Annotated in this window: 8 protein-coding genes; 7 read left to right on the forward strand and 1 reads right to left on the reverse strand. The window is 41.5% G+C overall.

Annotated features, from left to right (window positions below; all coding sequences use genetic code 11):
* Positions 1–52 precede the first annotated feature (52 nt).
* The gene (locus ABJH98_RS19535) at positions 53–313 is read left to right on the forward strand and encodes a DUF493 family protein (protein WP_348309464.1); all 261 of its coding nucleotides are present in this window, start codon (positions 53–55) and stop codon (positions 311–313) included.
* Between the two features lie 58 nt (positions 314–371).
* Positions 372–782 (forward strand): hypothetical protein, encoded by a 411-nt coding sequence (locus ABJH98_RS19540; RefSeq protein WP_348309465.1) that lies wholly within the window; start codon positions 372–374, stop codon positions 780–782.
* 86 nt (positions 783–868) lie between these two features.
* On the opposite strand, the gene purB is transcribed toward ABJH98_RS19540, so the two are convergent.
* Positions 869–2,224, reverse strand: coding sequence for an adenylosuccinate lyase (gene purB, locus ABJH98_RS19545; protein WP_348309466.1), 1,356 nt, complete (start codon positions 2,222–2,224; stop codon positions 869–871).
* Positions 2,225–2,491: 267 nt separating this feature from the next.
* Between purB and ABJH98_RS19550 the strand changes: the two genes are divergently transcribed.
* The 5 genes from ABJH98_RS19550 to ABJH98_RS19570 all read left to right on the forward strand — a co-directional run bounded on the left by ABJH98_RS19550 (position 2,492) and on the right by ABJH98_RS19570 (position 15,431).
* Positions 2,492–8,008 carry an MG2 domain-containing protein gene (locus tag ABJH98_RS19550; RefSeq protein WP_348309467.1) on the forward strand — a complete coding sequence of 1,839 codons (5,517 nt, stop codon included), beginning with the start codon at positions 2,492–2,494 and terminating at the stop codon, positions 8,006–8,008.
* 150 nt (positions 8,009–8,158) lie between these two features.
* Positions 8,159–10,528 carry a penicillin-binding protein 1C gene (gene pbpC, locus ABJH98_RS19555; RefSeq protein WP_348309468.1) on the forward strand — a complete coding sequence of 790 codons (2,370 nt, stop codon included), beginning with the start codon at positions 8,159–8,161 and terminating at the stop codon, positions 10,526–10,528.
* Between the two features lie 58 nt (positions 10,529–10,586).
* Entirely contained in the window at positions 10,587–10,883 is a 297-nt protein-coding gene (locus ABJH98_RS19560; protein ID WP_348309469.1) for a hypothetical protein, read from the forward strand.
* A 91-nt stretch (positions 10,884–10,974) separates the two neighbouring features.
* A complete protein-coding gene (locus ABJH98_RS19565; protein WP_348309470.1) occupies positions 10,975–11,862 on the forward strand; it encodes a DUF1080 domain-containing protein in 888 nt (295 codons plus the stop codon).
* Between the two features lie 47 nt (positions 11,863–11,909).
* The gene (locus ABJH98_RS19570; RefSeq protein ID WP_348309471.1) at positions 11,910–15,431 is read left to right on the forward strand and encodes an ABC transporter permease; all 3,522 of its coding nucleotides are present in this window, start codon (positions 11,910–11,912) and stop codon (positions 15,429–15,431) included.
* The last annotated feature ends 10 nt before the right edge of the window (positions 15,432–15,441 follow it).

Below are 15,441 nucleotides of genomic sequence, written 5' to 3' on the forward strand. Positions count from 1 at the left end.
AAAACTTTAAATTTGAGTCACGTTCCTAAGGGGACGTGACTTTTTTGTTTATATGGATCAATCTACAGACTCATTCAAAGAAAAATTAGAGAATACTCATAGCTTTCCTACACTCTATGTGTTCAAGTTTATCGTAAAACCAGATCAGGTGAGCGAGATAGAAAAGTTATTTCCCAAGCACGAGGTCAAGCAAAAACAATCCAGTGGGGGAAAATATATCAGTACCACCGTAAAATTGATGGCTTCTTCCAGTCAGGAGATTATAGACCATTATAAGGAAGCCGCTAAAATTGAAGGAATAATTTCCCTTTGACGCACTATCTTCTTTGCCATTCAGTTTATATCTTGTCTTGTTAAATGATTATCCGAATATGAAGCCTTTTCTTTTGCTTGTCTTTTTTGCCGTACTCTTCGGAAGTATGGAAGCATGGGCACAAAATCCCATTGAAGAAGATTTGCCTACACGAAAAGTGAATAAGAAAGTAAAAGAAAATAAACGCAGCAATTTTCCAAAGGAAAAAAAGATTCGATACATCTATGTGAAAGACGGAGGAAAAGTGCTATTTGGGAATCCATGTGCCCGGCAAGTCACTCACAATATGGGCTTCGAATATAGCATAGAACACCGACCCGAACCTGGACTTGTACCATGGTGGCGCAGATTCAAAACCAACACCTCTACTAAGACAATCCTGTTTTTTACTAAAGGCCCTTGGTGGAAAGCCACCGTCAACAAACGCTTTAAAGCCTGCGCCATGACCAGCGGCGATCGTAGGGGGTAATAATATGCTCCTTCGCGGGCCAGACCCACGACCTGTCGAAATTACAGCAGTAATATCAGCTAGGGATGCCGCAATACGGCAATCATTTAGCCCAACGGATTAATTCCAGTATAATTAAACGGTGTGATCGACTTCAACTGCTTCTTCAATTCAGTAGAAACGTCTAGCGTATCTACAAAATCCTTAATTACCTGATGAGTGATTTCCTGATTACCGCGTGTCAAAGCTTTTAGTGCTTCGTAAGGCGCTGGATATGCCTCTCTCCTCAAGATGGTTTGAATAGCTTCTGACACCACTGCCCAGTTTTGATCTAGATCGTATTCGATCGCATGTTGATTCAATTCCAACTTGCCAATTCCTTTCTCCAAAGATTTCAACGCTATGAACGAGTGACTGATCGGCACACCGACATTTCTCAGTACCGTTGAATCCGTCAAATCTCTCTGCAACCTTGAGATCGGCAATTTGCCAGATAGGAAATCATAATTGGCATTGGCAATTCCCAAATTGCCTTCAGCATTTTCAAAATCGATCGGGTTCACTTTGTGTGGCATTGCCGAAGATCCAACCTCACCTTTCACAATTTTTTGTTTGAAGTAGCCCATTGAGATATACTGCCAGACGTCTCGGCTAAAATCGATCAAAATGGTATTGATTCTTTTCAGGTTATCAAACAAAGCAGCCATATCATCATAGTGCTCAATCTGAGTGGTCGGATAGCTTCTTCTAAGTCCAAGTGTGTTGTCCACAAAATTGTTGGCAAACTTGATCCAGTTCATTTCTGGATAAGCAATGTGGTGTGCATTCATATTACCCGTAGCTCCGCCAAATTTGGCACTGTACCTCACTCCATCCAGCATATTGATCTGCTGAGTCAAACGCTCATGAAACACCAAAATTTCTTTGCCCAATAAAGTTGGAGAGGCAGGTTGACCGTGTGTCTTCGCCAGCATAGGAATATCTTTCCAATCTTCTGCCAAGCCCATCAATGTATCCGTGATCTGATTGATTAATGGAAGAAACTCCTCCTCTATCGCGTGCTTCAATTGCAATGGAATCGCCGTGTTGTTGATGTCCTGAGAAGTCAAACCAAAGTGGATGAACTCTTTGTGATCAGCCAATCCCAAATCATCAAATTTTCCCTTGATGAAATACTCTACGGCCTTCACATCGTGGTTGGTTGTTTTTTCTATGTCTTTGATCGCTTGAGCATCAGCTTCAGAAAATTCCACAACGATTTGTCTCAACTTGCCAAACACGGAAGCATCCACGTCTTTCAACTGCGGTAATGGGTGCTGGCACAGCGCGATGAAATATTCCACCTCCACATGAACCCGGTATTTGATCAATCCAAACTCTGAAAAATATTCAGCCAATTGAGCGGTGTGTCTTCTGTATCTTCCGTCTACTGGCGAGATCGCCGTGAGTGCATTCAATTCCATCTTTTGCGTACTTATATTGAGCGGCTTGCGCCAAAATTATTGGACGGCAAAATTAGACAAATCTGGCTAGATGAGGAACCCTCACTATTGTCATTTCGCAAGGAATTCGACGATAGTCCGATGACTGGAGAAATCTTAACATACTCCTATGTTGACAATTAGATTTCTCCTATCGTCGAAATGACAAAGAAAATTTAGTTTGTACAATTCTTTGCATGAATTATCAATCCCCTATTTTTATAACCCTATAATTATCCGTAAACCACCATGAAAAAATTCCTCCTTGCCTGTATGGCAGTTTTATTCATTTTTAGCTGCTCAAAGAAATCTGAAATCGAAGGACCTAACTTCGATCAAGCCAAAAGTCTCTTTGTAGATTATATCTCGGCTTATACTTCTGGGGTCATTTCTGCCCAGTCGAAGATCAAAATTAAAATGGCCAAGCCGGTGGATGAGATTAAACCGGGTGCTGAGGTGTCATCTGATCTTTTCGAGTTTGAACCCACACTCAAAGGCAAAGCTTACTGGGAAGATAACCGAACCATTATTTTCGAGCCTGCCGGAAAGCTCCAAAACGGAACCAGCTACAGTGCTACTTTCAGTCTTGCCGAAATCCTTCCAGATTCTAAGGACAAAGGAGAATTCAAATTTGCATTTCGAACCATCCCTCAAAACTTTGAAGTCAAAATGTTGGGAATGGCTATATACGACCCAAAAGACCTGTCCAAAGTAAAATTGAATGGAGAAGTCCAAACGGCGGATGACGTGGATAACCAAGCCGTCGAACAACTTCTTACAGCTTCTCAGGATCAAACCAGCTTATCTCTATCCTGGACACACTCTACTCCGACTCGCCATTCCTTTACTGTTGAAAATGTGAAGCGGGGCGAAAAGTCTAGCGAAGTGAACATTGCCTGGAATGGCACAAGTATACAAGTAGACGAGTCTGATGATTTGGATTATGAAATTCCTTCTATAAATGATTATAAAGTACTGTCTGTCAATATCGCACGTGGTTCGCAGGACTACATTTCTGTTTTGTTCTCCGACCCATTGATGCCCAAACAAAACCTCAAAGGTTTTATCACCTTGGGAAGCAACCAACCTAGATATGCCATTGATCAAAATGAATTGAAGCTATACCCAACCGCTGAGATAGAAGGAACTATCTCTCTCAAGATATTCTCTAAAATAAAAAATTCTGCCGGCTATACGCTAAAAGAAGATTTTACTAAAGAATTAGAATTAACACAGGCCAAACCAGACGTGAGAATGGCAGCCAATAGCGGCACCATCATCCCAAATTCCGAAGGGTTAATCATTCCATTTGAGGCCGTAGGGTTGAAAGCTGTAGATGTCACCATCGTTCAAGTTTTTGAAGACAATATCCTCCAATACCTGCAAGTCAACAGCATGGGAGATGAATATGAACTCAACCGAGTAGGACGACCTGTGGCCAGAAAAACCATCAATCTATTAGAGACAGGTGTCACCGACCTAAACCAATGGAATCGCTACACGCTAGATATTGCTGAGTTTACCAAAATACAGCCCGGAGCGATGTATCAAATCAAATTGGGTTTCCGGAAAGGACAATCGGCTTTCTTTTGCCCAAATACTGAAGAAGGTGAATTAGAAAACTTGGATGCCTGGGACAGTCAAGAAGAAAGTAGCAACTGGGACAACTATGAAAATTATTACTCCTATAACAACTACGACTGGCGCGAACGCGAAAATCCATGCCATGACTCTTATTACATGTATCGGAACACTCCGACCAAGCTAGTTTTAGCTTCAGACCTTGGTTTAGTAGCCAAAAGAAGTGACCATGGCGACCTGCACGTTTTCACAACCAATATGCTGGATACCAAACCACTTTCTGATGTGAGTTTGGCTGTTTATGATTATCAACAGCAAGCCATTGGATCTGCCATCACTGGAAATGACGGTCAGGCTAAAATCAAAATGAAGGGCAAACCCTTCTTACTTGTAGCAAAATCTGGAGATCAAATGGGTTATCTCAAAATAGATGACGGTTCTTCTCTTTCGCTGAGTAATTTTAATGTGACTGGTCAAAAAATTCAAAAAGGAGTCAAAGGGTTTATCTATGGAGAAAGAGGCGTTTGGCGGCCTGGAGATGACATTTATCTGACTTTTATTTTGGAAGACAAAGAAAATGTCTTACCAGAAGGCTATCCCGTCATACTAGAGTTCAATAATCCACAAGGGCAACTGGTTAAGAAAGTAGTAAAAACGGAGTCTGTATCCGGCATGTACGCATTTAACCTTTCGACCACAGCCGATGCACCAACCGGTAGTTGGCAAGCGGTAGTTAAAGCTGGAGGAGCCACTTTCTATAAGTCTTTGAAAATAGAAACGATCAAACCCAACCGTTTGAAAATCGAGCTCGATTTCAAAAAGGATAGACTCACGGCTTTGGATGATAATATCTCTGGCGATTTGAATGTAAAATGGCTCCATGGAGCAACAGCGGGGGGATTGAAGGCAGAGTATGAAATGATCGTTTCACCGGTAAAAACAACTTTTGAAGACTTTCCTAGCTTCAGTTTCGACGATGAGTCCAAATACTTTTATGCCGAAAGCCAAGAGGTCTTCTCTGGAAGACTAGATGCTAATGGGTTTGCTAAAGTAAACTTGGACTTAAACATGGAAAACAATTCACCTGGCGCACTCAGAGCCACGTTTAGTGGTAAAGTGTATGAAGAAAGCGGCAATTTTAGCATAGATCAGGTCAGTATTCCATATTACCCATATACCTCATTCGTTGGCCTAAAAGCCCCTGAAGGAGACAAACGAGGTATGTTACTTACAGACGAAGACCACAACATTCGAATCGTGACGGTAGATGCCAAAGGCCAGCCAGTAAGCAGACGAGATGTAGAAGTAGAATTTTACAAGCTCAGCTGGCGCTGGTGGTGGGACAATAGCTACGACGACATTGGTAACTACGTCAACCGCAATTACAATACGCCTATACAAAATACCACAATCAACACATCAAACGGAGAAGGTCAATGGAAATTGAATGTAAAATATCCTGACTGGGGCAGATATTATGTGAAAGTGACTGATCCAATTTCAGGTCATAGTGCTGGACAGGTAGTTTATATCGACTGGCCAGGATGGGCTGGCAAAGGCAAAAGAGGAGATGCAGGCGGTGTAAGCATGCTCAACTTCGAGGTGGAAAAAGAAACCTATGACGTAAGCGAGCAAGTGAAATTGACATTCCCAAGTTCCAAAGGTGGGCGAGTTCTCGTGAGTTTAGAAACAGGCAAGAAAATTATCCAATCGTTCTGGGTAGAAACAGAAGAGAAATCTACCGCCATTCAATTTGAAGCTACATCGGATATGTCTCCTAATGTATATGCGCATATCACCATGATTCAGCCGCATGCACAAACAGCCAATGATTTGCCTATTCGAATGTATGGCATTCAGTCTATCAAAGTAATAGATCCAAACACCACATTGAAGCCACAAATCGCAATGCCAAAGGAATTGAATCCAGAGCAAACTTTCGAAGTGAAAGTAAGCGAACAAAACGGCAGAACCATGGCATATTCGGTGGCTATGGTGGATGACGGTATCTTGGACTTGACCAAATATAAAACGCCATCTCCCTGGAATACTTTTTATGCACGGGAAGCCCTTGGTGTTAAAACCTGGGATTTGTATGATGATGTGATTGGCGCTTATGGTGGAAAATTAGAAAGACTGCTAGCTATAGGTGGGGATGCACCACTAGAAGCACAGGATGCTAAGAAGGCGAATAGATTTAAACCTGTGGTGAAATACTTAGGTCCATTCCAACTAAAAGCAGGTGAAACCGCTGCGCATAAAATCACCATGCCACAGTATGTAGGCAGTGTACGAACCATGGTAGTGGCTGCACATGAAGGTGCTTACGGGTCAGTGGAGCAAACCACGCCTGTGAAACAAGCTGTCATGGTATTGGCCACGCTGCCAAGAGTAGCAGGGCCGGGTGAAGAAATGGACTTGCCTGTCACGGTGTTTGTGAATGACACCAAAATCAAGAAAGTCTCTGTTTCTGTAAAAGAAGAGGGAAAATTGAAAGTTATGGGTCAAAAAACCCAAACCGTCAATTTTACTCAACCAGGTGAGCAAGTGGTTTATTTTAGAGTAAAAGCATCAGAAGCTTTGGGTTTTGCTAAAGTGACCGTCCATGCCAAAGGAGGTACTATCACATCCAATCATGAAATTGAATTAGACGTGAGAGCATCTAATCCTGAAATGGTTGATGTGCAGAGTGAACTAATTGCGGCCAACACGAGCTGGAATGCAAACTATAAGCCACTCGGCATGATCGGTACCAATGAAGGGCTGATAGAACTTTCTTCTCTTCCATCACTTAATTTAGAGCAGCGACTTCGTTACCTGATTCGATACCCACATGGCTGTATCGAGCAAACTACCTCTTCGGTATTTGCCCAGTTATATTTGGAAGATTTCGTTGAGTTGTCAGATGATCGTAAAGCGCAAATCAGCACAAATATCAACGCAGCGATACAAAGGCTTAGCAGTTTTCAAACAGTCAATGGTGGTATGGCTTACTGGCCAGGCCAGATAGAAGAAAATGACTGGGGAACAAATTATGCAGGACACTTCTTGTTGGAAGCCAAAAAGAAAGGTTACGCCGTGCCAGAAGGATTGATGAGTCGCTGGGCTAAATTCCAAAAGAGGCAAGCCAATCAATGGTCTAAAGGAGGAAGAAGGGACAATGATCTGATTCAAGCCTATAGACTGTACACATTGATTCTAGCAGACGAAAAAGCATTAGGGGCAATGAATCGCATGAAAGAAATGGATGACATCAGTCATGTAGCCAAATGGCGCTTGGCCTTGGCTTATGCCCTAGCGGGACACAAAGGCCCTGCTGAAACGATGATTGATGGTTTATCTAAAACGGTTGAAAAATATGCTCGCCCTTCTTATACCTATGGTTCAAGACTTCGTGATCGAGCCATGATATTAGAAACACTTTCTGTTTTGGATAGAAAAGAAGAAGCTTATCAGATTCTTGAAGAAATCGCTTTGCAGATGGGTGACAAAAACCGATGGATGAGTACGCAAACAACCGCTTACAGTTTGGTGGCAATTGCCAGCTATACGAAAGGAGCAGAATTGAACGAAGCCATGGATTTTGAAGTGAATGTGGGCAGTGCCGTAGCTAGTTTCAAAAAAGGAAAATACGTGACTCAAATTCTGATTGATGAAAAGGAAAAGTCACAGGCCGTGGTTATCAAAAACAATGGTAATGCACCCTTATATGCACGAATCATTCGCACTGGCATTCCACTGGGAGGTGAGGAGATTGCCAAAGCTGAAAACATCAAAATGACCGTGAGCTATAAGGGTAAAAATGGTAAAACTTTGAATATCACCGATCTGAATCAAAGCACTAATTTCACGGCTCAAGTAACCATTCATCATCCGGGAGTAAGAGGAGAATATAAAGATTTAGCCTTGACACAAATCTTTCCATCTGGATGGGAAATCATAAACACACGCTTGAATGAGACGCCAGATTCAGGAAGTAGCGATCAACCAGATTACATAGATATTCGTGATGATCGAGTAATGCAATATTTCGATTTGAAACCAAATGAAAAGAAGACGTTTGAGATCAAACTCAATGCTTCTTATAAAGGTAAATTCTATTTACCTGCCGTGGCTATAGAAGCGATGTATGACAATTCGATCTATGCACGTACGGCTGGACAATGGGTGAAGGTGGTGGAATAGAGTGTCCAATCAACCGTCATAGCCCGGCGAGCGTCCGGGCTATCCCTGTCGGGTTTGTTGCATATACGATAGAAGCAGTGGTTACCGATTCAGATCACCCGAATAAATCGGGTAATGACGAACTAAAAATGAAAAGCACACCAGTAATTCATGAAAAACAAAATCGAAAGTGTCCTCAAAAACAGACTCGTGCAGCTTCTGATGCTCGGATCGGTTTTGTTTTTATTATTGCCTCTACCTGATCCGTTATTCGATCAACCATATACCACAACTATAGAATCATCAGAAGGCCAGCTGATGGGTGCCAGAATAGCCAATGATGGTCAGTGGCGATTTCCGATGGTAGACAGCCTGCCCATCAAATTTGAAACAGCGCTTCTGTACTTCGAAGACGAATACTTTTATTACCATCCAGGCGTCAATCCTGTGTCTATTTTCAAGGCTTTTATTACCAATGTAAAAACTGGAAGTATCAAACGTGGCGGGAGTACCCTCTCGATGCAAGTCATCAGAATGGCCAGAGGAAATCAATCCAGAACAGTGTTTCAAAAACTGTGGGAAACGCTATTGGCGTTGAAACTCGAACTCTTTTATTCTAAAAAAGAAATAATAAATCTATATGCAAGTCATGCGCCATTCGGAGGAAATGTGGTAGGTATCTCCGCGGCTTCTTGGAGATACTTCAGCAGAGCACCTGAACAATTGTCATGGGCCGAAGCTGCTGCTTTAGCCGTTTTGCCCAATCAGCCCTCCATTATTTTTCCAGGAAAAAACGATGAGGCCTTCCGAACCAAAAGAAACAAATTGCTTACCAAGCTATTCGAAAATAATCTGATTGATGCCACTACCTTGGAATTGGCCCAAGCGGAAGAGCTTCCGAGTCAGCCTCATGATTTGCCTCAATTCGCTCCTCACCTTTTAGGCGAGTTAGTCAAAAAAGGCAAAAGTGGCCAACGAAACGTAGTGACACTTAATCCAAGGCTGCAACAAACCGTAAATCGTTTACTAAAAAGTCACATAGCGCATTTGAATGCAAACTACATTTTTAATGGTGCGGTGTTGGTAGTTGACTTATTGAGCGGAGAAACAAAAGCTTATGTCGGCAACGTGGATACAGAAGAAATTCACAGCCCTTCTGTGGATATCATTCAATCTAAAAGAAGCACAGGCAGCTTACTCAAACCTTTTTTGTACGCAGCTGCTTTAGATGAAGGTCTGATCACACCAAAGCAACTGCTTGGCGACTACCCTGTTTTCTTTGAAGGTTTTGCACCAAAAAACTTTGACTTGCAATACCGAGGAGCAGTTCATGCAGATGAGGCTTTGACTCGTTCCCTCAATCTGCCATTTGTGATGCTATTAAAGGAATATGGCTACCAGAAATTTCATCAGAAGCTGCGAAGAATCGGCATGAATAGTTTGGATAGACCAGCCGATCATTATGGGCTGTCTATGATCTTGGGTGGTGCCGAATCGAGTCTTTGGGAGCTGGTCAATATGTATGCTAATCTCTACAGAGTCTATCGAAATTCATTTGATCAATCCATCACCACTCTATATCTGGCCGATAATTATTTCGAACATGAGTATTTGGTGAATCAACCCTTAAGGCAAATTCCTACTTTCCAGAACCCAGAAGAGTTCAGCATCGCATCGACTTGGTCTATGTTGGAAGCCATGAAAGGGCTGAACCGGCCAGATGACTTTGCGGGCTGGGAGCAGTTTCGATCCTCCACGCCCATTTCATGGAAGACGGGCACCAGTTTTGGGTTTCGGGATGCATGGGCGATTGGGCTCAATGGCCGATATGCAGTGGGCGTATGGGTGGGCAATGCCGATGGAGAAGGCCGTCCTGGATTAGTCGGCGGTAAGGCTGCAGCACCATTGATGTTTCAGGTTTTCGAACAGCTAGAAAGTGATCCATTTGATGAAGTGCCCACAAGCGAAACTCAGCTATTTAAAATCTGCAAAGAAAGTGGTCAAAAAGCCAACAGCTATTGCGAAAACACGATGGATACGTCTTTGCCCATGTCAATTGACCATTCCACATCCTGTTCCTTTCATCAGTTGATTCATTTAGATCAAACCGAAACTTATCAGGTAAACAGTTCTTGCTATGATGTGAATCAAATGGTGCATAAAAGCTGGTTTATGCTGCCTCCAGTTCAGGCCTGGTACTATCGGCAATACAACACGGATTATCAAAGTCCACCAAAATTTAAAACTGGTTGTGAACAGGCTACTTCAATTGCTACCTTAGAAATGATCTATCCAAAAGCCAACGCCAAAGTCTTTATCCCAAAAGAACTGGATGGCACCTTCGGACAAACGGTTTTCGAAGCGGCTCATAGCAATACCAAAGAAATAATTTATTGGCATCTGGATGGCGTCTACCTAGGCAGCACCAAACGTGTGCATCAGATGGGACTATTTGCCGAACCAGGCAAGCACGAGCTTCATTTGTTAGACGGCCAAGGTCAGGAGTTGAATTTGAATTTTACCGTAATTGGGGTATTATAAAATACACCTAATAATAGGTATATCAAGAAAGCGGCTACTGTCCTAATTTTGATCATATATGGTAATAGAAATAGCCAAACATATCAATCAAGTTCAAGCCCTTTGCGAAAAGCACAAGGTGAAGGAATTGTCAGCAATCGAAAACTCGAGGCTAGACCAAGATCAGGTTCATTTTTTGGTACGATTTAATGCCGATATTCCTACGATGCACTATGCGGATAACTATTGCCAGCTACAGGACGGATTTAATTCCTTGTTTGGAAAAACGGTAACACTCTGGTTCGAAAAATCCTTTCCTGATTTGAACCAACTAGAAGAAGTAAAGAAAAGCAAACGATTGCTGTTTGAAGTCTAAATACCCTAGTATCAAATCAGGTTCACAAACCCCTTTGTAACTTGTGAAAAATCTCTTGCCTTTCACATAAAGTCATGATGTATTTTTAAGCATGACAAATCACCTCAAAATCGCTGTGAGAAAATTTCTTCCTCAAACGCTATTAATCATCCTTAGTTCATTTTCTGCAAAAGAAAAACTCTGGACACCACTTTTGGATGCTGAACTTTCACAATGGGATACTTATCTAAGTTATCGGCATCAATCCGATTATAACGGCAATGCACCTGTAGATCCAAAAGGAAAAGTCATCAAGCCCATCGGGTTAAACCCTGTAGGTTATGACGTGTTTACCGTTTCAGAAAAGTATGGTGAGCCTACACTGAAAGTGAGTGGAGAAATCTACGGAAGTTTGATTTCGAAAAAGGAATATGAAAATTATCATCTGCGGCTAAAAGTAAAATGGGGAGACAAAAAGTGGATTCCAAGAATAGAAAAGCTAAAAGATACGGGCATTCTATACCACTCCATCGGGTCAATGGGTGCAGAATACTGGAGAACCTGGATGCTATCCCAAGAGTTTCAAATCATGGAAGGGCACATGGGAGACTATTGGAGTCAGGCCAACTCCGCCATAGACATTCGAGCCTATATACCCGAAGGTGTGATGAATCCAGTAGCTGACCCAAATCCTGATTTTATTGGGTTTGGTACAGGAGAAGAGGCAGGTGGCTTTTGTATGCGAAGCGAAAATGCCGAAAACCCTCATAGTGAATGGAACACTTTGGAGCTGATCTGCTTTGAAGGAAAAAGCCTCCATATTGTCAACGGAAAAGTAGTAATGATTCTAAAGAATTCTCGACGAATCGAGCATGGGGAAACCTTTCCAATGACCAGAGGAAAAATACAAATTCAAAGTGAAGGGGCAGAAACATACTTCAAAGAAATCGAGATCCGAACACTGGGTTCGATGCCAAACCAATATCTCAAATATTTTTAAAACCAAACACCTTTCTCCAACTCCCATTTATTCTCTAATTTCATCACATGGATCAATGGATCAGCTGGCCCTGGACTGAAATGCTGATGGCGTGTACATGCCTCATTGGAATTGGTGTTTCTCTTTATTTGGTACTCAATAAATTTCCTGCCAGTCGGTTTTTGGGTCAATTGGGTTTTGCCTACTTAGGTTTGGCTTTTTTATCAAGTCTTCATTTGGAGGCTTTTTGGCTCCAGCTGGCTTTTATTGTTATTGCAATCTCCCTAAACTGGTACGCTTCTTCTTTCTTCACTCAAAACTCAAGAATAAGTCGAAATTATATTTGGATAGTCCTTATTTCCTTTGTGTTCGGAGGTTTGGCTTTTCATTTCAATCAGCCTTGGTTGATCTCTACATTCACAATTTTGTTACTCTTTAAATCCATTAAAAAAGTAAAAAAAGAAGCTGGAAATCGAGGGATTGGGTGGTTCCAGAATCCAGGTAAGCGAGTCGTTTGGTTTAGAAATTATTATACCTTCAATCTACTTCTCATTTTTGCTTTTCTATTTTTTGATCAATTTCTAACCAGTGAATTGATTTTGATTGGAGTACTGATCAACTTCGGGTTTATTTATTTTCAAATATTCAAAGAATCTAGTTTTCTGTCTCCCATTCCGGTAGCCAACAAGTACAAAAAATCTACACTGTCGGCCAGTCAAAAAGCTGCCATTCTGGAAAGGCTGGAAAAGCTACTGAACGAAACAAAATTTTATCTGCAAGACGATACTTCTTTATCCAGTTTAGCCGAAGAGCTACATACCACCACTCATCATTTATCACAGGTACTGAATGAAAACAAAGGAATAAGTTTCCAAGAGCTCATCAGTCAATACCGAATTCGAGAAGCACGCCATCTACTCAAGGCTCCTGATCAAAAAGACACCAAAGTGGAGAACATAGCCACGATGGTCGGTTACAACTCCAAATCGGCCTTCAACACCGCTTTTAAGCGCCATACAGGGCTGACTCCCTCAGAATATCGGGAATCCAAGGACGTTCGATCTTATCGGGAAGAACGGCTACCCGATAAGAAAAGACCTTTGTCAACTGCTCGCACCTTTAGTTTGAGTCATCTTTTTAATAAAAAACTCAAACACACTATGGTCAGTCAATTCTTCAAAACATTTATTCGAACCCTGAAGCATAACAAAGTTTTTACGCTTATTAATTTATTAGGAATCACACTGGGGTTTACTTGTAGCATTCTCATTTATCTCTTCGTTGCAGATGAACTTTCTTATGATCGGGATTTACCGAACTACGAAAACATTTACAGAATAAGCTGGATAGCCGAGCATGCTCAAACTCGTACGCCACATCCCATGGCTCAAGCGATGAGACAAGATTTTCCTGAGGTGAAAACAGCTGTGAGTTTCTCTCCTTGGTATGGGGCTGGATTAACTAAACAAGAGATTAAAGTTGAAAACAAAGACCTTGAACTCAAGTTCAATGAACCAGACTTCTACTTCGCGGATTCTACCTTTTTGGATGTATTCAAATTAGACCTAGTATCAGGAGACAAAAATGCTTTATCTGAACCGAACACATTGGTGATTACTGAGTCCATGGCCACCAAATATTTTGGCGAGCAAGATGCAATTGGACAAATACTGACCATCAGCGATATGCCTATGGAAGTGGCCTTGGTGGTCAAAGGGATGCCTAAAAATTCACATTTTCATTTTAATGCGCTCATTTCTTATATGACTGTAAAAAGTATTAACCCAGAAAGTCATTGGATGACCTGGGAAGATTTTGGTCATTTCAATTATATCGTATTGGAAGAAGGTTCATCCCCTTCTGTCTTACAATCCAAAATTGGCGATTGGGTTTTCAAATATCTCAATTGGGATCAAGATGCTAAAGAACGTTTTGAAAGTGGGGAAATAAAATTTGAACTTCAGCACATAGCCGATATTCATCTAATGTCTCATTTGCGCTGGGAATTGGAAAACAATGGAAACATTCTGTATGTCTATATTTTAACGGGCTCCATGATATTTATCCTACTGATAGCTGGGATTAACTACATCAACCTCACCACTGCCAAATCTGTAGAAAGAGCCAAGGAAATAGGGGTAAGAAAAACTTTAGGTGCGGTGTCTGGTCATCTCACCATACAGTTTTATTTGGAGTCCATACTTTTCTGTCTAATGGCCATGCTGCTAGCCTTTGGGTTTACCTCTTTAGTCATTGATTCATTTAATGGTCTAAGTCAAAAAAACTTTGATGTTATTGATTTATTGAATTTCGATTTTATAGCAAAGGCTACTTTGCTATGTCTAGTGCTTGGTTTGTTGGCTGGCATTTACCCTGCTCTTTTTCTTTCCTCTTTTAAACCCACAGATGTGCTAAAGGGGAAATTGAGTGCAAGCGGAGAAAACAATAGGCTGAGAAGTATTCTTGTCGTCTGTCAGTTTGTGGTATCTGCGATTCTCATAACTTCTAGTTTGATCATACTGAAGCAGCTTGATTATATGCAAACCAAGCAATTGGGGTTTGATAGAGAAGCTGTGATTTCAATACCTATTCCTTCTAGTGTAGAACATGGCGGGATCAATTTATCTGAAGCACAAACTATTCAGAATGAGCTGAAAAATATACCTGGAATAAGCCAGGTTTCAGCTACTTCCAACCTCCCTGGATCACAGTTCGACAACCATCCGGTCCATTCGGTCAAGTATCATCCTGAATATCTGGATGCAACTGAGATTTATGTAGATTTTGGTTTGATCGAGTTACTAGATATTGAGTTATTGGAAGGGCGTACACTAAATCAAAATTATGCCGCTGATTCGGCGGGAACAAATGTTCTTATCAATGAAGCTGCGGTGAAAGGCTTAAATCTCATGGATCCAATCGGTGAAAAAATCACCTGGCATCTTGGCGGCCATGATTTAGAAATCACTGTGATTGGTGTGGTTCGGGACTTTCATTACAAGTCGCTACACCAGCCGATCAATCCTCTAATTATACAATACCAACCTTATATGGTGAATGAAATGGTGATCAAGCTCGAAGGTCAAAATTTTCAGCAAACGATGGCCGAAATAGAAAAATTATATACCAAATTCAATCAGCAAGATTCATTCGAATATCACTTCCTTGATCAACAGTTGGGGGAATTGTATGATAACGAAATACGTACGTTGGGCGTGTTTTCAATATTCTCAGGGGTTGCTTTGTTTTTAGCTTGTCTTGGCTTGTTGGGGATTGCACTTGCTATGATAAGTCAAAAAGTAAAAGAGGTAGGAATTCGAAAAATTCTAGGCGCAAGCGCCCTACAAATCATACAAATGATTTTTACACAGTTTGCTACGTTGATTGGCATAGCATTAATCATCGGACTTCCTTTAGCTTATTTTCTTATGCAGGACTGGTTAGGCGAATTTCCCTACCAAGTAGTTTTAGGATTTCAACCTTTTTTCTGGTCAGCCATGATTTTGCTTGTAATTGCTCTTGTAAGCGTAAGTCTGGTCGTTCTGAAAATAGCTGCCACTAGTCCTGTGGAAGCTTTACGATATGAATAACTAATTCAGT

The sequence above is a fragment of the Reichenbachiella sp. genome (assembly GCF_039969095.1).
Classification (GTDB): domain Bacteria; phylum Bacteroidota; class Bacteroidia; order Cytophagales; family Cyclobacteriaceae; genus Reichenbachiella.